This is a genomic window from Kribbella sindirgiensis (assembly GCF_004331435.1).
Classification (GTDB): domain Bacteria; phylum Actinomycetota; class Actinomycetes; order Propionibacteriales; family Kribbellaceae; genus Kribbella; species Kribbella sindirgiensis.
This window is the reverse complement of record NZ_SJKA01000019.1, coordinates 91,062-109,626: the sequence shown is the minus strand read 5'-3', so window position 1 is coordinate 109,626 and position 18,565 is coordinate 91,062. Positions and strand designations below refer to the sequence as shown.

Here is an 18,565-nt window from a genome sequence, read left to right as displayed (position 1 = left end):
TCTCCCCCTCCATGCTCAATTGACCAAGACCGCTACTGACGCCTATCCGAGCGTCAGCGCCAGCTCCTCGTTCAGCTGCTCGCGGCTGAACCGGACATCGCCGCGGTGCGACACCTCCACGGAATAGATCTCCTGGCCGCCAGGAACATCAGTCACTGTGAACGAGAACGTGCATTTCGACGCGAACCCCAGCAGCGCCGGCAGGGCATCCTCCCCGTACAACTCAGCCACCGTCCCCGCCTGTAGCTTGCCCAACGCGACCACCTTCGCGGTCGCGTCCTTGACCGTGACCTGCGTACCGGCATGGATATCGTCGTAACCGTCTTCCGGCACGCATGCCCCGCCGACCTCCTGGGCCGAGGTCAGGATGTCCGCTTCCACAACAATCGCGCCAGTCACCGCGAACGACTCAGGTTGCGGCAGCGGAACGGGCGCCGGCTCGTTGGGTCGCACCAGAAGCACCGTCACGACAACGGCGGCCGCCACTAAGGCGAGCACGCTCAGGCCGAAAAGCACCCAACGCCACCGCCGCGGCTTCCTCGCCGGCGGCTCCCCGTAGCTCCCGCCCGCCCCCACCGGCTCCGCCGGTGCGGCCCGCTGATATCGCTCGTCTCCCATCGTGATTCCCCCTCATCACCAGTTCCCCCCCAGCCTGCTTCGAGAGTAGGGCCTCGCAGCCTCGATGAAACCTTCGGTCCAGTGGTCCTGGCCGAGATCCTCGCGGCGGCTCTGCGGCAGCACGCCCCAGGCCTGCGAGGCCATCTCGTTCAGTTGGGCCTGCGTGAGCCGCGGCCGGGCGACCAGGAGCCGCTGAGCGTGAGCTCTCCTGGTCAGACAGTCGGGGTGACACAGGTCGTCGTGCCAGTCGAGGCCGTCGAGCTCGAGGCACGCCCTACGTCGGCCGTCGGTGTCCCCGGTGCCGGCGAGGTGATCCCTTCCCCGACGCACCGCATCACCAGCTCCAAGTACGGACAGGCGTCTGGTTCCTGGCTCATGCCGCTAGTCTCGCGAGCAGAGGGTTCGCGGAACACTCCGATCGGCCCGCGCGGCGAGGTCTTCAGCGTGTACGCCACGGCCGCGCGCCGCCCTACCGTTTACACGTGAGCGAGGATCAATGGAAGCGGGTCGAGTGGGTGCTGGTGCACCAGCACCAAGATCAGGCCGGGTCAACACCGCCCGAGCATCCCGGCGATCGACTGAGCCGCGCTCGGCCCACAGGTGCAGTCGAGCTGGTCGACGCCCGCCGGTAGGCCCCGCCGGTAGGCCATCAATTGTGGGCGACCCGACCCTCGTCTCGCCGACGTTTGAGTTTCGCTGCATGTGTCTCGATGGAACCGGCGGCCAGGGCCGATCGAGGGTCTTGGTCGGCTAGCTTGCGCTGGAGCTCGTTCCAGAGCTTCTGGTCAGATTCGAAGACAGGCCTTGGACGTGCGAGTACATGTCCACCAAACGTGACATCTCATCCTCGAGCTCAACAACCTGTCTGGCCCATGAGACCCGATCCGGGGTCGGTTCGTCGCCACAGCGGATGGTCACCTCCTTCACCTGTTGGTGATTCTCCGCGCCATGAAGTGATCCCACTCCTTGATTGCCTGCTGCCTGCTGGTCGGCGTGCCCGAGATCGACCTGGTCGTCGGGGGGGCGTCGTAGCTGGTAGCGGACGCTCGGCCGGGCACCTGTCCATTCGATGACCGGCTCCAAGGCTTCCGGGTTAAGGTTGGGGTCGACCTCTACGTTGATCTTCTGGTCGACGTGGTCGTATGTCAGGGCCGGTCTCAGCGACGAGTGGGGCTCGCTCAGCTCCTCCGGTTCAGCGATGTTCAAGGCTCCCCACATCGCCCAACTGGTCTATGTACGCCTCCGGATCTGCTCGGCTCGGCGGAATCGCCAGCCTCCAACCGCGCCGCGATCGTCACCTCTCTGCAGCCAGGATCGAACAGCGAACCGATCCGGCGAGCTGTCCGCGGAACGATGACGCTGATCCGGCGTCGAGCGTACGGGCGTTGCACCTGTAGTAGACCGTGTCGCCACGACGCGCGGCACCTCGCGGCTGTCAGGCCAAGGACAGGAAGAGTTTCTCCATCTTCTTGGTGTCGAGGCTGTCGGGGCCGTCACCGTTCACGATGCACTGACGCAGGCCGGCGGCCACGATCGCGAAGCCCGCGCGGTCGAGTGCGCGGGAGACCGCGGCCAGTTGGGTGACGACTTCCTCGCAGTCCCGGCCCTCCTCCAGCATCCGCAGGACGCCGGCCAGCTGCCCTTGGGCGCGCTTGATCCGGTTGACGACCGGACCCATCTCGCTCGGGTCGAGCGCAGTCATCTCTTCTCCTCGGTCACTGCGGCAAGGACGGCGAGAAGCCGGTCCTTGGCGTCCTGCGCGACGAGCCGCAGCTCCGGTGTATCGCTGAGTGCCGACATCAGGTCGGGGTTGAAGGCCTCCACGACGGAGGTCGTCTCGTCGAGCGCCCGGACAACAACGTTGCAGGGCAGCATGACGGCGATCGACGGGTCCGCTTGCAGTGCCTGATACGCCAGCGGCGGACGGCAGGCGCCCAGGATGACCTGTGCCGGCACGTCGACACCGAGCTTGGCTGCCAGCGTCGCCTGCAGGTCGATCTCGGTCAGGACGCCGAATCCCTGCTCGGCCAGCGCGGACCGGACCGCCTCGACGGTTTCGCCGTACGGCCTGGTCACCTTCGTGCTGAGGCTGTAGTCCGGCATCATGCGCTCTTCGCCTCGCGGCGCGCCTTTTCGATGTCCAGTTCGCGCACAGCGGTGACGACCTGATCCAGTGCCTGCGCGGGCAGCGCGCCCGGCTGCGAGAAGACCAGTGCGCCGCGCTTGAAGGCCATCAGGGTCGGGATCGACGTGATCCCGGCGGCCGCGGCCAGTCCCTGCTCGGCCTCGGTGTCGACCTTGGCGAAGACGATGTCGGTGTGCTGGTCCGAGGCGGCCGCGAAGATCGGCGCGAACATCCGGCACGGCCCACACCACGACGCCCAGAAGTCGACCAGGACGATCTCGTTCTCGGTGATCGTCTTCTCGAAGTCGGCGGCCGTCATCTCGATGGTGCTCATGTTCTCTCCTCCCGAACCCGGGGACGCGCCCTTCGCGATACCCCCCGGGGTGTTTCTATCATCAACAGTACATACCCCGGGAGGTATTCCAAAGCGCACAACTCAAGGCGGCTGCTCGAAGGTGTAGCGCCTGTTTCACAGGGATCCCGACGGTCGTGGGCGAGGTGGCCGTGTCAGGCGACGGTGGTGCCGATCAGGCTGCCGACGCCGTACGTCACCGCAACGGCGAGCGCGCCGACCACGACCTGACGCAGGCCTGAACGCGGAGCCGAACGACCGTTGAGTACGCCGATGCCGGCACCGACGGCGAACATCGCGGCGAGGGCGGCGACCAGCGCTGCAACGAATGCGGACGTCCCGCCGCCGATCAGGTAGGGCAGCACCACAACGAAGGCACCCGCCGCGAATGCGATCATGCTCGATGCCGCGGCGGTCCAGGGGCTGCCGAGCGCATCCGGATCCAGTCCGAGCTCCTCGCGGACGAGCGAGTCCAGGGCTGCCGGCTGGTCGGCCATCAACTGGTCGGCCAAGCGGGCCGCCTCGTCCTTGGGAATGCCTTTCGCCTCGTACAGCAGCGCCAGCTCGAGCCGTTCCTCCTCGGGGTTCTCCTCGAGCTCGGCCGCTTCCAGGCTGATCTCGCGCTCGAACATCTCCCGTTGGCTGGACATCGAGACGTACTCCCCCGCAGCCATCGAGAACGCTCCCGCGAGCAGACCTGCAACGCCTGCCAGGAGCACCGTCGACCGCCCGGCGCCGGACCCGGCGAAGCCCATCACCAGCGCGGCGTTGGACACCAAACCGTCGCTGACGCCGAACACCGCAGCACGCAGTCCGCCGGACCGATCCCCTCGGTGCCATCGCTCACGCTGCGCGATCTGCTCCGTCGCCGTGCCGGCACCCGCCGAGCGCATCCGTGCGATACGCCGCCCATGCCGGCGTTCCTCGGCAGCCATCCCGTCCGCGGCCTGCGGATCGGCGTCGTACTTGTTCGCGTCGGCGCGCTCCATCCGCTCGACGTACGGCAGCAGCGGTCGTGCGCCGACCCGGCGCGACAGCCACCGCAGCAGGCGGGTGCGCAGTCCCGGTCGCCCGGCCGGCGGCACGTCGGAACCCGCCTCGCGCAGCTTCGCCTCCCAGTGCGCGGCGTGCCGCTCCTCGATCGCGGCGAGCTCGGTGAACGCCTCCCGTCGCGTCCCGTCCTCGGCCGCCGCCAACGCCTTGTAGAGCGCTGCCGCATCACGCTCGGCCGCGAGCATCGCACGGTATCGACGTACGTCGGCCTTCGTAACGCCGGACTCCAACATGGCCACACAGTCCTCTCACGATGCCCTGGCGGATGTGAACGACTCGTCAGCCCGCGGGTGCTGACGAGACGAGGTCGATCGAGATGTCCGGTTCGGTGGTGATCGAGTTGTGCACTGTGCAGTGTCGTGCGACAGCCAGCAGCGCGTCACGCCGTACGGGCGGAAGGGCATCGGACAGCCGGATGCTGATGTCGATTCGGTCGACCCTCGCGGGCTTGTTCGCGAGCTGGAACGAGGCGTCGACGACCAGGCCTGTGGCGTCGAGGTGATGCCGGTGCAGGTAGCGGCGAACGTAGAACGCCACGCAGGAGGTGAGCGATGCGACGAACAGCTCTGTCGGTGTCGGCGCAGTGTCCGCACCACCGACGTCGATCGGTTGATCGACGGACAGAACGTGGCCGCGGATTCTGATGCCGAACCTGTCCCCCGCCTGGTGGTCGACCCGGATCATCGCCGCGGGGTCGTCGACCGGCGCCGACGTTACTGTGACGGTCTGATGCCGGAGCCAGCGGAGATGCTCTTCGTCGCCGAGCAGATCGAGACGGTGCCACAGGACAGTGGTGGGGACGGCCTGGGAGGCGTGCGCGAGGCTCGCGATCCGCTGGTGCTGTCTGTCAACGCGAAGGACCAGGTCGATCTCGGTGGGGTCGTGGCCGATGAAGCCGGTTCCGAGTTCGCCGTTCAGACGGTCCGCGACCGTGCGCGGGACTGTCCATCCGAGCACGGGCAGGTCGACGCAACGCGCAGCTGCCAGCGCGGCCGCCGTGGCCGCGGCGTGGTCGGGGTGTCCGCTGACGCCGGAAGGGTCGAAGACGAGCAGGCCATCTGCGCCTGACGTCCTGATCTGGGCGAGAACGTCGCCCGTCAGCGTCGTCAGGGCGACCTCGGCGAGCGCACCATCCGGATGATCGAGCAGGACGGCCGAGTCGACGCCGAGTTCCTTGGCCGCGTTCTGTAGTTCGGCTGCACGCAGTCTGCCGAGGTCTCCGGCTGCACCGAGCGTGGAAGCCTCGCCGTGAGTCAGGCACAGCACGGACACCCGGCTGCCGGCTCGTCCGAAGCTGTCGAGGATGGCCCCCAGCCCGAACGACTCGTCGTCGGGATGGGCGACCACGGCCAGAACCGACGACCAGTCAGGCAACGTCGCGGTCGTGTGGTCGGCAGGTTCGACACCAGTCATCATGTACCTCCGTCAGGGCAGCTGTACGTAGCCGTGGCGCATCTTCCACAGGAAGTACTTCTCGAAGCCGAGCTTCATCAGGTGGGCCTGCGGGCCGGGGATGAGTACGCCGTGCTTGCGCGGCGGAAGCATCTTGTCGGCGAGGATGATCACGCCGTTGTTGCCGGCGTCCATCACGCAGACAGCTTTGATGTCGCCGAACGCCTTCTTGTGTGTCGGCTCCTCGCCCCGGATCTGGGCGGCGATGTTGGCTGCGGCGGTGTGTGCCATCTCTTCGGTCGGGAAGCCGGTCTTCGGGACTCCCACAGGCGTTGGCGTCTGCCAGGGCGCGTCGACCGCGGCGGCCACGCCGACCGCGTAGACGTCGTCGTACTTCTCGCTCTGGTAGGTGTCCCGTACGGCGATGTAGCCCTTCTCGTCGGCCATCCCGTTCGCCCCGGCGAGGAAGCGCTGCCCGAGGAACGGTGGTACGACCATGCTGAACCGGAAGGGCAGCTTCTCGCCGTCGGCGAGCACCATCGCGCCCTGGTCGATGTGGTCGATGCCGGTCGAGATGCGTGCGTCGATGCCCTCTTTCCTGAGGAACATGCCCAGGAGTTGCTCGCCGTGCGGCAGGCCGCCGATCCCGAAGTGTCCGAGGAACGGCTCGGCCGTGACGTAGGTCAGCTTGACCTGCTTGTGCAGCCCGGCCTTCCGGAGCTGGTACGCCGTGTTGAACAAGAACTCGTACGCGGCGCCGAAGCAGCCTGCACCTTGGCTCGCGGCGATCACGATGTCACCCGGGCGATCGAGGTACCGGCGCCAGGCGACGGCGGCCCGCTCGGCCGCCGGGAGCGTGGTGATCGTGTTGGCGTTCTCCTTGAACCCGGGAACGACGTCGTCTTTGTTGCGGTAGCCGGTCGCGATGACCAGGTAGTCGTAGCCGAGCTCTCGGCCGCCGTCGATCGTCACCTTCTTCGCGACCGGGTCCAGGCCCGTGGCGGCGGCGTGGATGAACTCGATGCCGTGCGACTCCAGGGTCGGCGCCACCGGGAACGTGATGTCCGCGCTGTCCCGTTTGCCGAACGGCAGCCAGATCAGGCTGGGATTGAACAGGAATTGGTCGCTGGCCGACACCACCGTCACGTCCACATCGCCGTCCAGCTCGTGCCGGACGGCCAACGCCGCGGTCAGTCCGCCGAAGTTGGCGCCCAGTACCAGAACCTTCTTGCGCATTTCCAGCCTCCTCGATCGACATCACCTGACTCCGGTCTACCCGCCAGGGTCCTTCCCGCAGGAGAGCCGAGTGGCCCTGGTCAGGAGGGCCTGAGGTCACCGGCTCTCCGCGATGACCACGCGAGGGAAGGAGTCCTCGGAGCTACGGGACTTATGCCTCTGGGCCGATTCCGAGCGCCGCCGTCCACTGGAGAGACCGGAAGGGAGAGCCGGATGCACGAGGTGCTCGTCGTCGACGACGAGCCGGAGATCCGCCGGGTCCTGCGCGGCTATCTGGAGGCCGAGGGTTTCCGAGTCGTCGAGGCGGCCACAGGTGCCGACGCAGTTGACCGGGTACGGCGGCAGGAGCCGGCCGCGGTTCTGCTGGACGTCATGCTGCCCGACCTCGACGGTCTCGAGGCGCTTCGGCGCATCCGGACCTTCAGTCAGGTCTTCGTGCTCCTCGTCACCGCCCGGACCGAGGAGACCGACAAACTCGTCGGACTGGGCGTGGGAGCGGACGACTACATCACGAAGCCGTTCAGTCCCCGTGAAGTCACGGCTCGCGTGAAGGCTGTACTCCGCCGCAGCCGATCGGCGCCGGAGTCCCATCGCCGCACCTTCCCGGGCCTGACCCTGGACCTGCTCCGCCGCGAGGTGACCGTTCACGACGAGCCTGTCACGTTGACCGCTCTCGAGTTCGATCTGCTGACCGCACTCGCGGAGTCGCCCGGCCGGGTGTTCTCCCGCCGCCAGCTCCTGGAACGCGTCTGGGGCTACGACTTCTACGGCGACGAACGGGTGGTCGATGTGCACATCCGCAACCTTCGCCAGCAGTTGCACGACGACGCGACGCAACCGCACATCATCGGCACGGTCCGCGGCGTCGGCTACAAGTTCCTCCTGGAGCCGGCATGAATCGCCTGTCGGTTCGCCTCTTCCTGTCGCACCTCGCGGTCGCGGTGATCGGTGCGGTGACCACGTACGCCGTCGTCCGCCTCCTCGCGCCGACGCTCTTCGACTCGGGGATGAGGATGATGGGCCCCCGCGCCGGAGGGCAGGGCGGAGAGCTCAGGTCGACGTTCGTGTCCGCGGTGAACACCTCGCTGGTGATCGGTCTCATCCTCAGTGCAGCGGTCGCAGCGGCCGCGGCCGCTGTGGCGGCACACCGCTTGCTCAGTCCGTTGCGGGCCGTCCGGGCCGCAACCCGGCGGCTGGCGGAGGGACACTACGACGAACAGGTCGCGGCGCCGCGGGAGCTCGAGCTCGCCGAGCTCGTCCACGACGTGAACGATCTGGCCGGCCGCCTCGGGGACACCGAGGAGCGCCGGGTGCATTTGATCTCTGATGTCGCACACGAACTGCGCACCCCGCTGACAGTTGTCGAGGGGTACGTCGAGGGCATGCTCGACGGAGTGTTTCCGCCGGATGCAGAGACGCTGCAACGAGTCACCACCGAACTGCACCGCTTGAGGCGGCTCGCCGACGACCTGAGCGCTCTGTCTCGGACCGAGGAGAACCTGCTGGATCTTCGGATCCAGGTGATCGACCTCATGCCGCTGGTCGAGCAGTCGGCCGAGCGCATGCGGCCCCAGTTCGACGAAGCCGGCGTCCGACTCACCGTGACCGGCACCCCGGCGCCGATCTGGGTCTCGGGCGATCCGGACCGCCTGGCGCAGGTGGTGACGAACCTGCTGGGCAACGCCCTCCGGGCCACGGGGCCTGGCGGCTCTGTGGAGGTGCGAACCAGGCATCAGCGCGATCTGGCCGAGGTTCAGGTGATCGACGACGGAGAAGGGCTGGCGCGCGAGGATCTGCAGCGTGTCTTCGAGCGCTTCTACCGGGTGCGGAACCGTCGAGGTGATCACGCGGGCGGTTCGGGGATCGGCCTGACGATCGCGCGCGGGATCGTCAGGGCCCATGGCGGTGACATCACGGCGGCCTCGGCCGGGCCCGCCACAGGCGCGACCTTCACGGTGACGCTACTTGCGCTGCCCGGCCGAGGCGGCTGATCGGCTACCTGTTCATCCCTCCGCGCGAACCCATCGGCCCAGTCCCGTTTCCGCGGCCGTCGGTCCATCCACCAGGGCCTCCGCCCGAGCCCCGCTCGTCCGGGTCGTGCATGCTCCCCATGCCGGGGCATCCGGCACCGAGCAGGTCGCCGTCAGCGACCGCGGCAAAGGCAGACTGGTGATGCCTCGACGCGGCGAGCAGTTGGCTGTACAGCGACTCGACATCGCTCGGGTTGTCCTTGGCGACCAGCTTCTCCAGATCCGCGATATCGCGCGTCTCCAACGCGATCGCGGCGTTCAGGGCCTCGTCGGACGACTTCAGGCCCTGTGCCTTCCAGCCGTCGTACAGCTTCTGGACAGCGGCATCGCTGTAGACGCCGGCGGCCTTGCCGGCCGACGGGTCCTCGATGCCGTACCGCACCAGCATGTTGCCGACCGCATCGAAGTGCCGCTGCTCACTCCAGCTGATGCGGCCGAAGACCGGCAGATCGTCGTACTTCTCGGCGAACAGCTTGTAGAGATCGCGGGCCATCCGCTCCTCTTCACGGGTGAACTGCAAGTCCTGCTGCTGCACCGGCGTCACCGCCTGCACGCTGACGTCGGCTGCCGGGGACTGCCCCGCCGCCATCGCGACGACACCTCCGCCGAGCAGGATCGCGAGCGCGCTCACGGTGACAAGCATCGTCTTGCGCCAGGTACTCATCTTTCTGACCTCCTCAGGTTTCCCACACTTCAAGTCCAGCTCCGGGTCGTGAAGGAACCCCGTGGCCATCCGTGAAGTTGTCGTGAAGCCCGGGCGGGTGCGTCAGCGTCCGAGCAACTTGTCGAGCCAGCTGCCGTTTTGCCGTTCGGCCTTGGGGTGCCCTGGGCACCACTGGCCCGCGGGGACCATCGCCTTGACCTGGGCGACATGCTGGCCACAGCCCGCCCAGGTGGTCTTGCTGCAGGTCTTGCACGTAGTGGGTCGGCACATTGTTCTTCTCCTTTGGTGACGCCTTCAAACGGCGGATTCTTCGAGTGGTGGACGGTGTCAGACGAGGGCAGGGAGCGCCCGGATCGCGGTGTAGACCGCGACGCCGAGCACGAGCACGGTGAAGGCAGCCGACAGGCGAACGCTGTCGACCCGGTTGGCCAACCGGGCGCCAACGACGGCCGCGCTCGCTGAGACTGCGGTGAGCAGGAGCACCACACCCCAGTCGGGACCGGCGCCGGATCCGGCACGGACGGCCAGCGCTGCGGCACTGGTGATGGTGATCACGACCAGGGAGGTCCCGGCCGCGTACCGGATCGGCAGCCCGAGAGCGAGCAACAGGGCAGGTACGACGAGGAATCCGCCGCCGACGCCGAGGAACCCGGTCAGCAGGCCCACCGCTGTCGCGGTGACGAGCACTTTGGCTGCGCGGGGGCACGCGCAGGCGAAGGTTGGGGTGAAGGTGATGATCGGATCGTCCAGCGTCGGGTGCTCAGCCAGCCGGTGACCGGTACGGCGGGAACGGTGCAACTGACGCCAGGCCATGATGCCGCCCACCATGATCATGAGCACCGCGAACGCTGCCATCAGCACCCTCTGCGGGACGTGCACGGAGGCCTGGCCGCCGAGTACGGCGCCACCGATCGCCACGGCACCGAAGGCGACACCGCGTCCGAGCAGGACGTTGCCCGTTCGGTACGCCGTGATCGCGCCGAGCACCGACGTCACGCCGACCACGACGAGCGAGCCCGTGGTCGCCTGCACCGCAGACTGGTCGAGCAGATACACCAGCACCGGCACCGCGAGGATCGAGCCACCGCCGCCGAGCGCGCCCAGGCTGAGCCCGATGAGCGCTCCGGCGACAACGGCGAGGACGATCGTCACGGGCCGGTCACGACTCCGGTCCGACCACGTCGAGCCCTGCCTTCGCCGCGTTCTCGAACTGGTCGTCGACGGCGACGAGCGAACGCCCGGCGGCATCCAGGAACGACGCCGCAATCGATGCCCGGTATCCCGCGGCGCAATGCACCCACACCTCGCCGGGAGGGACGTCCGCTATCCGCCGCGGCAACTCGTGGATCGGCACGTTGACCGCGTCCCGGATCCGGGCGGACGCGTACTCCTCGGTCCGGCGGACATCGAGAATCACGACCTCACGATGATGACGGACCTGCTCGAGATCGGCGAACGTGGCGGTTGGGAACGACACGGGCACACCGCTGCTCCACTGCTCCGGCCCGCCCGTCGCGTGCGCCGCCGGCCGATCGATTCCGATCCGCACCAGCTCACGCTGCGCCTCGGCCACCTGCGCCGCGGTCTCTCCGAGCAAGGTCAACGGTGTTCCCCAGTCGATCAGCCAGCCGAGGTACGTTGAGAAAGCTCCATCCAACCCGAAGTTCAGCGTGCCCGGTGCATGACCGGCCGCGAAGGCCGTACGGGTGCGCAGATCGACCACCCACTCGCCCGCCTCGATGCGCCGACGCAGTTCCACGGCATCCGCCTTCTCAGGCAGACGCAGATCGGGAGCGCTCGGCCCCGCCGAGTTGGCCGGCGCCATGTGCACGTAGTACGCAGGCCACGCGCCGAGTCCGGCGAGCAGGTCGCGAACGTACTCCTCCTCGCTCTGGGTCAGCGCCGGATTCGCGCGCTTCTCGTGCCCGATGGTCGATTCCGGCGCCTCGGACTGGGTCGCGGAACAGAACGACCCGAACCCGTGCGTGGGGTAGACCTCGGTCTCATCAGGCAACGTCTCGGCGAGCTTGTGCGCCGAGGCGTGCTGGTGACGTACCAGGGTGTCGGTGTGGTCCGGACCGAGCAGGTCAGGCCGTCCCGTCGCGCCGTACAGCAGTGACCCGCCGGTGAAGACCGCGACCGGCTCGTCGACGTCGGTGAGGGCGTACGACATGTGGGTGAAGGTGTGGCCCGGTGTGTGGATCGCGCGCACCCGCATCCGGCCGCCGATCCCGACGATGTCGCCTTCATGGATCGGTGTGCGCTCGAAGGAGACCTTGTCGTCGGCGTTGATCAGGTACGCCGCTCCCGTGGCCCGCGCCAGCGCGAGACCGCCGGTGACGTAGTCGTTGTGGATATGGGTCTCGAAGACATGGGTCAACCGAACACCGTCGGTCTCGAGGATCCCCAGGATGCGGTCGACGTCGCGCTGCGGGTCGACGACGAACGCCACCTCGCCGTCATGGACGAGATAGCTGCGATCACCCAGCGAAGGTGTCTCGATCGTGCGGACGGTCAGACCCGCGCCCGGCTGCGCCCGGTGCGGCATGTCAGTTGGTGCGGTCAGTGTGCGGTGGTCGCTCATCAGGCTCTCATCTGTGGGTCGGGCGCCCGGACCGGCTCCAGGCAGTGGTGCCGCCGGCGACGTTGTAGGCGTCGAAGCCGGCCGCGATCAGGTAGTCGGTCATCGCCGACGAGCGGTTGCCGGTGGCGCAGACGACATACACCGGCGCCGTCCGGTCGATCTCGTCGAGGCGGCCGCTCAGGCGGCCCATGGGGATGTTGACCGCGCCGGGCACGTGGCCGCCGGCGTACTCGCGGGGCTCACGGACGTCCACCACCGTGGCGCGCGAACCGAGCGCGGAGGCGAGCTGGTCGGTGTCGATCTCCCGCATCAAGAGTCCTTCCTCTCGGTGACCCGGGCTCGATTCGTATCCCCCCGGGGGGATCGGTATCTACAGTAACACATCCCCCCGGGGGGATGTAGGCTGAGGTGACCGCACACGAAGGAGAAGTACCTGATGGACCTCGAGCCCGCCGAGATCAAGCCGATCGTCACCCGGATGAAACGCGCCCACGGACACCTCGGCAGCGTCATCAAGATGATGGAAGAAGGATCTGACTGCGAGTCCGTCCTCACACAGCTCGCCGCCGTCAACAAGGCGCTCTCACGCGCCGGCTACGCCATCGTCAGCACCGGCCTGCAGCACTGCCTCACCGAGGAGGACAGCGACGTGGACGTCGCGAAGATGGAGAAGCTCTTCCTCGCCCTGGCCTGACGCCGAGCCGATTCACGTCAGGCCGCAAGGCACGGGCCCCGTCAAGGCCTTCAACTCCGCAGAGCGGTATGAGTTCGGTTGGTGCCATGAGACACGCGGGGCCGTCTCGTTGGGGTCGTGTGGGTCAACCGGTGGGTGGGGTGAGACGGTCTCTTGTATGGCCTCGTATGTGCTTCCTGTTCTCGGTGATGGTGCGCTTGTTGAGCTCGATGCCGACCTCGGTCGGGCCGCGGTCACCGCGCTCGCGGTGACCGCGGTCGATCCCGGTGGTGTGCCTCGGGCGAAGTTCGTGACGCGCGAGAAGATTGCGGAGACGCACCGGTCAGGGCTGGGCGCGGCGCCGAGTTGGCATGTGTTCTGTATCGACAACGGCATCGCGTTCACGCCTGAGCTGGGCGTGGTCGGTGACCAGCGGCTGCGGCCCGACCTGCGCGCGCTGCGCGTGCTCGGCGGCGGCCTGGCCTGGGCGCCGGCGGAGTTCTCCGAACAGTCCGGCTCGCCCTCGCCGCTGTGCACACGCGGGCGACTACGGGAGACGGTGGACGAGTTGGCGTCCCTCGGCGTGACCGCAACCGTCGGCTGCGAGGTCGAGTTCGTACTCACCGCCGCCGACGGCGCCGCGCTGACCGAACGCCCGTGGAGCTGCTACGGCCTGACCGCGGGGCTGGACAGAGAGGACTTCCTCCTGCGGCTGCTCGACGACTGCCGAACCGCCGGGCTCGACGTCGTCCAGTGTCATGCGGAGTACGGCGACGGCCAGTTCGAAATCTCCTTCTCCCCCAGCGATCCGGTCGCCGCGGCCGACATGGCTGTTCTGGCGCGCATCGTGATCGGCCGCGCGGCGCGGCGCGCAGGGCTTGCCGCGTCGTTCTCGCCCGTGCCGTTCGCGGGTGGTAGCGGCAACGGGGCCCACATCCATGTCTCACTCGATCACGACGGTACGCCGATGCTGTCCGGCGGGCCCGGACCGCACGGTCTGACCGTGGAGGGCGAGTCCGCGATCGGCGGCATCGTAGACGGGCTGCCCGGCGTGGTCGGCGTACTCGCCGGGTCCGTGCTGTCGGGTCAGCGGCTGCTTCCCGGGCACTGGTCGGGCGCGTTCGCCTGCTGGGGACTGGAGAATCGCGAGGCCGCAGTGCGTTTGTGCGCGGTCGAGGCGGGGAGCGCCAACATCGAGGTCAAATGTGTCGATCCGTCCGCCAACCCCTACCTCGCGACCGCGGTCGTGCTCGGCCTGATCGTGGACGGACTGCGGCGCAGGACCCCGCTGCCGGCCGAGGTCACCACTCATCCGGCCGACGCGCAGCACCGGACGCTGCCTACCGATCAGACCGCGGCGCTGGACGCGCTTCGGGATTCGGCCCAGGCCAAGCACATCCTCGGAGCAGACCTGCTGTCCGCGCTGCTGGCCGTACGGCGGCACGAGGTGTCCGCCTTCGAAGGTCAGGACCCGTCCGCGGTGGCCGACCGGTTGCGGTTCGCGTGGTCGGCATGAACGATCGAGGAGCGATCCTGGAGCTGGTCGCCGAGTTGCCGCTGATCGACCACCACTGCCACGGCGTCCTGACCGGCACCGTGACCGATGCGGAGGTGGAGTTGCTGGCCACCGAATCGGACTGGCCTGCTCCACCCGGTACGTCGGTGTTCGACAACCCGTTCGGGATCACGGTGCGCTCGGTGTGCGCGCCGTTGCTCGACCTGCCGCGGCACTGCACCGCGGACGAGTATCTGCGGCGACGTGGCGAGCTGGGCGGCGCGGAGGTCAGCGCGCGGCTGCTGGCTTCCAGCGGAACCGAGCGATACCTGCTCGACACCGGCTTCCAGGCCGGGACGATCATGACGCCGGACGAGATGGCGACCCTGACCGGCGCTGCTACCGAGGAGATCGTGCGCCTGGAAGCGCTCGCCGAGTCGATCGCCCCCGGGTGTACTGCCGCGGGCTTCGCCGGCGCGTTCGACGACGCGCTGGAGGCGGCCGTCGTGAACGCCGTCGGCGTCAAGTCGATCATCGCCTACCGGTACGGTCTCGACTTCGACCCGGCCCCACCGGAACCTGCTCAGGTCACCGCGGCCGCGGACCGCTGGCTGACGGCGATCGAGGCAGGCGCACCGACTCGTCTCGCGGACCCGGTGCTGCTGCGGCATCTGCTGTGGCGGGCGGTGGAACTCCGTAAACCGATCCAGTTGCACGTCGGGTACGGCGACCCGGACATCGTGCTGCACCGCTGCGATCCGTCCCACCTCACCGCGTTCGCGCACGCGACGCGGACGTCAGGGGCTCAGCTGATGCTGCTGCACTGCTACCCGTACATCCGTCAGGCCGGCGTTCTCGCGCAGCTCTTCCCGCACGTTTGGCTGGACACCAGCTGCGCAGTCAGCCATACCGGCCCGTCCAGCCAGACGCTGGTGCGGGAGTCGCTGGAGATGGCTCCGATGCACAAGGTGCTCTACGCCTCGGACGCATTCGGCCTGCCCGAGCTGTACGCGTGCGGATCATGGCTCTGGCGCCGAGCCGTCGGCCGGGTGCTCGACGAGTGGCTGGCCGACGATCTGATCGGCGCGGCCGACGCACGTCGCTACGCCGAAATGCTGGGGCACGGCAACGCCGTTCGAGCTTACGGTCTGGAGTAGAAAGTGACCGAGGAAGACTCGCCGCACGGATACCGGCGCCCATCCCATGCATCCAGACGTTCATCTCTCCAGCCGGATGGATCAGGCTCAGGAGACCTGCAACTCGCCGATCAGCTTCTCGACGCGGCCGCGGATCTCGTCGCGGACCTGGCGGACCACCTCGATCGACTGCCCGGCCGGGTCGGTCAGTTCCCAGTCCTCGTACCGCTTGCCGGGGAAGATCGGGCACGCGTCGCCGCAGCCCATGGTGATGACGGCGTCGCTGGCGCGGACGTCCTCGGTGTCGAGCAGGTGCGGGACGTTGCCGGTGATGTCGATCCCGACCTCGCGCATAGCCTCGACCGCGACCGGGTTGATCTGGTCCTTCGGAGCGGACCCGGCCGAACGGACCTCAACGGCGTCCCCGGCCAGGTGCCGAAGCCACCCCGCGGCCATCTGGGACCGGCCGGCATTGTGCACGCAGACGAACAGAACAACAGGCTTGCTCACGAAACGACTCCAGCATCCTTGTGGGGTACGACGACCTCGGCCGAGCGACCGAAGTCCGGATACAGCACGACCACCAGGCCGGCGCCGACAATCGCACCGAACACCTGGAAGAACACGAATCCCGGGACCGACCCCGGGGCGATCCCGGCGAAGGTATCGCTGAACGCCCGGCCGATCGTGACCGCAGGATTGGCGAAGGATGTCGACGAGGTGAACCAGTACGCCGACCCGATATACGCACCGACCGCGGCCGGCGCCATCGCCGCTCTGCCGGTCCAGGTGAGCGAGAAGATCACCATGATCAGCCCGGCGGTCGCGACCGTCTCACCGATCCACAGGTGCCCCGCCGACCGATCCGTGGTCGACCACGACACTGCCGGCTCGCCGAACATGAGATTGGCCAGCACCGCACCAGCAATCGCGCCGAGAACCTGGGCCGGCACGTAAGCGGCCAGATCCCGCCCCGTGATCCCAGTTCCGTTGCGGCGGCCGAGCCGCCAGTCGGCCGCGGACACGACCGGGTTGAAGTGCGCGCCGGACACCGGTCCCAGCATCAGGATCAGCACTGCGAGGCCGAGGGCGGTCGCGAACGCGTTCTCGAGAAGTTGCAGGCCGACGTCGTTCGGGGACAGCTTCGCGGCCGCGATGCCCGAACCGATGACGACAGCGACGAGGAGTCCGGTCCCAAGGCCTTCGGCAACTGCCCGCCGCAACAGTGATGTACTCACCGGCCGCTCGCAGTAGACCCAATGGACACGGCGAGCTCGGCCAGCAACTGGCGGACCCGGCGCTCGATCTCGTCGCGGATCGGGCGGATCGCGTCCACGTCCAGACCGTTCGGGTCGTCCAGGATCCAGTTCTCGTAGCGCTTGCCCGGGAAGATCGGGCACGCGTCACCGCAGCCCATCGTCACCACCGCATCCGCGGCCCGCACGATCTCGTCGGTCCACGGCTTCGGGTACTCCGCCGAGATGTCGATACCCCGCTCGGCCATCGCCGCGACCGCCGCCTCGTTCACCTCGATCCCCGGCTCCGAACCACCCGACCACCCGACCGCCCGATCTCCCGCGAGGTGCTCGAAGAACCCCAGCGCCATCTGACTGCGCCCGGCGTTGTGCACGCACAAGAACAGCACCACCGGCCGGCCGTCATCGTGATGACCCTCGACCTTCGCGAGTGCCGTCAGCCGCTGCCGCGCGAAACGCTCCGCCAGCAACGGCAAGAAGTTCGGCACCGTGCTGCCGGTCGCGAACTGGTCGTAGCTCGAATGCAGAAACCGCTCAATCGTTTCCCGGCCGTAGATGCCGCCGAACTGCTCGGTCAACCGCGTCGCCGCCGTACGCAACGCGAGCTGCTGATCGATGGACAAGTCTTCCCGATGGTGCCCAGTAACTTCGGTCATGCTCCACTCCTCGAACGGTCCGCCCCATCGGGCGACACTCCGGGCGACACTGTGGGCGACACCAACGGCGCCAGCCGATCGATCCGGCCCGCGATCTCGTCGTACGCCGCCTCGAACGCCGCATCCGTGTCCACCGGCGCCGGATCCGGCACCGACCAATGCACCCGCGGCCGCACATCAGCCGGCAACTGCTCATACGCGATATCGCACACCGCGATCACCAAATCGTCCGGCCGCGCGACCTCCGCGATCTGCGCCGTACGCCAGGCACTCGGATCCAACCCGTGCCGCCGCGCGACCCGCACTGCCCGCGGATGCACCCGATCCGCCGGACGAGTACCACCCGACACCGCCGGCACATCACTCCGCCGAGACCAGACAGCCGCCGCCAACTGCGACCGAGCCGAGTTCTGCGTACAAACGAACACCACCCGCGGCACATCGGCCAGCGAGGGACCCGCAACCATCGCCAGCCGTTCCGGCATCAGCCGCACATACGTACGGCGATGATCGCCCTCCGAACGCCCACGAACGACCAGTCCCGCTTCCTCCAGCACCTTCAGGTGATGCGCCACCAGGTTCGTCGGCATCTCCAGCAACGCCCCCAACTCCCCCGGCGCCGCATCCCCCATGACCAAGGCATCCACAATCGCCAGCCGCGCCGCATCCCCGAGCGCCGCATGCACCCGCGCACGTTCCGCCAAGAAATTCCGCTCAGTGTCCATTGCCTCAATGATCACTGAGCTATTCAGTCATGTCAAGGCGCAGCAGCCCTGCCGGTGGCTGAGACTCAGAGCGAGCCGGCGATCCAGGACCAGGCGAGTTCGAACTTGGTTTCGAGGCGGATTCGGATGGCCTCGGTGACGACCGCTTCGAGGTGGGGGCCGGCGGTTGGGGTGGACGCGACGATGTGGAGGTCGAACGTTTGGGTCGTGGCGTCGCCGGTCGGGATGATCGAGGTGTGGCCTGTCAGTTTGATCCGGCCGCCGACGGCCTCGCCGTCGATGTCTGCTTCGCGGGCACCGTGATCGTGCGCCGGGTGCCAGATCTTCGTTTGCGCCAGCACGAGCTTCTCGCCGGCGAACCGGCGCACGTCGGTCGAGACGTCGTCGGATCGGGTCTCCCACCTCAGCCGCAGTACGACGTCCTCACCGGAGTCGAGCGTCGAGACTTCGTACGTGCTCACCCGGAGCCGCTCGTACACCTGCTCCTGGAAGGTCCGGTCCGTGATGATCGCGAACACTTCCTCCGGAGAAGCGGCGTACGACGTGCTCAGACGCAGGTCCATGGCGCGA

The 18,565-nt window shown here is 68.0% G+C and carries 24 protein-coding genes; 6 read left to right on the top strand and 18 right to left on the bottom strand.

Annotated features, from left to right (window positions below; translation table 11 throughout):
* Positions 1-42 precede the first annotated feature (42 nt).
* Both E0H50_RS35845 and E0H50_RS35840 read right to left on the bottom strand, forming a co-directional pair.
* Positions 43-516 (bottom strand): hypothetical protein, encoded by a 474-nt coding sequence (locus tag E0H50_RS35845; RefSeq protein WP_131295454.1) that lies wholly within the window; start codon positions 514-516, stop codon positions 43-45.
* A 117-nt stretch (positions 517-633) separates the two neighbouring features.
* A complete protein-coding gene (locus tag E0H50_RS35840; RefSeq protein ID WP_131295453.1) occupies positions 634-948 on the bottom strand; it encodes a hypothetical protein in 315 nt (104 codons plus the stop codon).
* A 152-nt stretch (positions 949-1,100) separates the two neighbouring features.
* Here E0H50_RS35840 and E0H50_RS43255 point away from each other — a divergent pair, with 152 nt between their 5' ends.
* The gene (locus E0H50_RS43255) at positions 1,101-1,250 is read left to right on the top strand and encodes a hypothetical protein (protein WP_165547418.1); all 150 of its coding nucleotides are present in this window, start codon (positions 1,101-1,103) and stop codon (positions 1,248-1,250) included.
* Positions 1,251-1,368: 118 nt separating this feature from the next.
* Here the strand turns inward: E0H50_RS43255 and E0H50_RS35835 are convergent, their stop codons facing one another.
* The 7 genes from E0H50_RS35835 to E0H50_RS35800 all read right to left on the bottom strand — a co-directional run bounded on the left by E0H50_RS35835 (position 1,369) and on the right by E0H50_RS35800 (position 6,776).
* Positions 1,369-1,824, bottom strand: a complete 456-nt coding sequence (locus tag E0H50_RS35835; RefSeq protein ID WP_131295452.1) for a hypothetical protein — start codon at positions 1,822-1,824, stop codon at positions 1,369-1,371.
* Between the two features lie 229 nt (positions 1,825-2,053).
* Positions 2,054-2,320: a metal-sensitive transcriptional regulator gene (locus E0H50_RS35830; RefSeq protein WP_131295451.1), complete on the bottom strand. Its 267-nt coding sequence runs from the start codon at positions 2,318-2,320 to the stop codon at positions 2,054-2,056.
* Positions 2,317-2,721 carry a DUF302 domain-containing protein gene (locus E0H50_RS35825; protein ID WP_131295450.1) on the bottom strand — a complete coding sequence of 135 codons (405 nt, stop codon included), beginning with the start codon at positions 2,719-2,721 and terminating at the stop codon, positions 2,317-2,319. Before E0H50_RS35825 ends, E0H50_RS35830 begins: the two co-directional genes overlap by 4 nt.
* The gene (trxA, locus tag E0H50_RS35820) at positions 2,721-3,077 is read right to left on the bottom strand and encodes a thioredoxin (RefSeq protein WP_131295449.1); all 357 of its coding nucleotides are present in this window, start codon (positions 3,075-3,077) and stop codon (positions 2,721-2,723) included. Before trxA ends, E0H50_RS35825 begins: the two co-directional genes overlap by 1 nt.
* A 173-nt stretch (positions 3,078-3,250) precedes the next feature.
* Positions 3,251-4,381, bottom strand: coding sequence for a VIT1/CCC1 transporter family protein (locus E0H50_RS35815; protein ID WP_131295448.1), 1,131 nt, complete (start codon positions 4,379-4,381; stop codon positions 3,251-3,253).
* 46 nt (positions 4,382-4,427) lie between these two features.
* Positions 4,428-5,561, bottom strand: coding sequence for a PIG-L family deacetylase (locus E0H50_RS43590; RefSeq protein ID WP_202868486.1), 1,134 nt, complete (start codon positions 5,559-5,561; stop codon positions 4,428-4,430).
* Positions 5,562-5,573: 12 nt separating this feature from the next.
* On the bottom strand, positions 5,574-6,776 hold the full coding sequence (locus E0H50_RS35800; RefSeq protein WP_131295447.1) for an NAD(P)/FAD-dependent oxidoreductase: 1,203 nt from the start codon (positions 6,774-6,776) through the stop codon (positions 5,574-5,576).
* A gap of 213 nt (positions 6,777-6,989) precedes the next feature.
* Here E0H50_RS35800 and E0H50_RS35795 point away from each other — a divergent pair, with 213 nt between their 5' ends.
* Positions 6,990-7,673 carry a response regulator transcription factor gene (locus E0H50_RS35795; RefSeq protein ID WP_131295446.1) on the top strand — a complete coding sequence of 228 codons (684 nt, stop codon included), beginning with the start codon at positions 6,990-6,992 and terminating at the stop codon, positions 7,671-7,673.
* Positions 7,670-8,767, top strand: coding sequence for a sensor histidine kinase (locus E0H50_RS35790; protein ID WP_131295445.1), 1,098 nt, complete (start codon positions 7,670-7,672; stop codon positions 8,765-8,767). The genes E0H50_RS35795 and E0H50_RS35790 overlap by 4 nt, the downstream gene beginning before the upstream one ends.
* A 4-nt stretch (positions 8,768-8,771) precedes the next feature.
* On the opposite strand, the gene E0H50_RS35785 is transcribed toward E0H50_RS35790, so the two are convergent.
* The 4 genes from E0H50_RS35785 to E0H50_RS35770 form a co-directional block, all read right to left on the bottom strand.
* Positions 8,772-9,470, bottom strand: coding sequence for a ferritin-like domain-containing protein (locus E0H50_RS35785; protein WP_165547417.1), 699 nt, complete (start codon positions 9,468-9,470; stop codon positions 8,772-8,774).
* Between the two features lie 327 nt (positions 9,471-9,797).
* Complete coding sequence (locus tag E0H50_RS35780; protein ID WP_131295443.1) at positions 9,798-10,622, bottom strand: sulfite exporter TauE/SafE family protein; 825 nt, start codon at positions 10,620-10,622, stop codon at positions 9,798-9,800.
* Between the two features lie 7 nt (positions 10,623-10,629).
* Positions 10,630-12,054 (bottom strand): MBL fold metallo-hydrolase, encoded by a 1,425-nt coding sequence (locus E0H50_RS35775; RefSeq protein WP_202868485.1) that lies wholly within the window; start codon positions 12,052-12,054, stop codon positions 10,630-10,632.
* A gap of 7 nt (positions 12,055-12,061) precedes the next feature.
* Positions 12,062-12,364 carry a rhodanese-like domain-containing protein gene (locus tag E0H50_RS35770; protein ID WP_131295442.1) on the bottom strand — a complete coding sequence of 101 codons (303 nt, stop codon included), beginning with the start codon at positions 12,362-12,364 and terminating at the stop codon, positions 12,062-12,064.
* 126 nt (positions 12,365-12,490) lie between these two features.
* Here E0H50_RS35770 and E0H50_RS35765 point away from each other — a divergent pair, with 126 nt between their 5' ends.
* The 3 genes from E0H50_RS35765 (at position 12,491) to E0H50_RS35755 (ending at position 15,379) form a co-directional block, all read left to right on the top strand.
* Entirely contained in the window at positions 12,491-12,748 is a 258-nt protein-coding gene (locus tag E0H50_RS35765) for a metal-sensitive transcriptional regulator (protein WP_131295441.1), read from the top strand.
* 157 nt (positions 12,749-12,905) lie between these two features.
* Positions 12,906-14,243, top strand: coding sequence for a type I glutamate--ammonia ligase (locus E0H50_RS35760; RefSeq protein WP_131295440.1), 1,338 nt, complete (start codon positions 12,906-12,908; stop codon positions 14,241-14,243).
* Complete coding sequence (locus tag E0H50_RS35755) at positions 14,240-15,379, top strand: amidohydrolase family protein (protein ID WP_131295439.1); 1,140 nt, start codon at positions 14,240-14,242, stop codon at positions 15,377-15,379. Before E0H50_RS35760 ends, E0H50_RS35755 begins: the two co-directional genes overlap by 4 nt.
* An 87-nt stretch (positions 15,380-15,466) precedes the next feature.
* On the opposite strand, the gene E0H50_RS35750 is transcribed toward E0H50_RS35755, so the two are convergent.
* The 5 genes from E0H50_RS35750 to E0H50_RS35730 form a co-directional block, all read right to left on the bottom strand.
* Positions 15,467-15,868, bottom strand: coding sequence for an arsenate reductase ArsC (locus tag E0H50_RS35750; RefSeq protein ID WP_202868484.1), 402 nt, complete (start codon positions 15,866-15,868; stop codon positions 15,467-15,469).
* Entirely contained in the window at positions 15,865-16,596 is a 732-nt protein-coding gene (locus E0H50_RS35745) for an aquaporin (protein WP_131295438.1), read from the bottom strand. The genes E0H50_RS35750 and E0H50_RS35745 overlap by 4 nt, the downstream gene beginning before the upstream one ends.
* Entirely contained in the window at positions 16,593-17,270 is a 678-nt protein-coding gene (locus E0H50_RS35740; RefSeq protein WP_131295437.1) for an arsenate reductase ArsC, read from the bottom strand. Before E0H50_RS35740 ends, E0H50_RS35745 begins: the two co-directional genes overlap by 4 nt.
* Entirely contained in the window at positions 17,267-17,995 is a 729-nt protein-coding gene (locus E0H50_RS35735; RefSeq protein WP_131295436.1) for an arsenate reductase/protein-tyrosine-phosphatase family protein, read from the bottom strand. The genes E0H50_RS35740 and E0H50_RS35735 overlap by 4 nt, the downstream gene beginning before the upstream one ends.
* A 65-nt stretch (positions 17,996-18,060) precedes the next feature.
* On the bottom strand, positions 18,061-18,558 hold the full coding sequence (locus E0H50_RS35730) for a DUF2505 domain-containing protein (protein ID WP_131295435.1): 498 nt from the start codon (positions 18,556-18,558) through the stop codon (positions 18,061-18,063).
* Positions 18,559-18,565 lie beyond the last annotated feature (7 nt).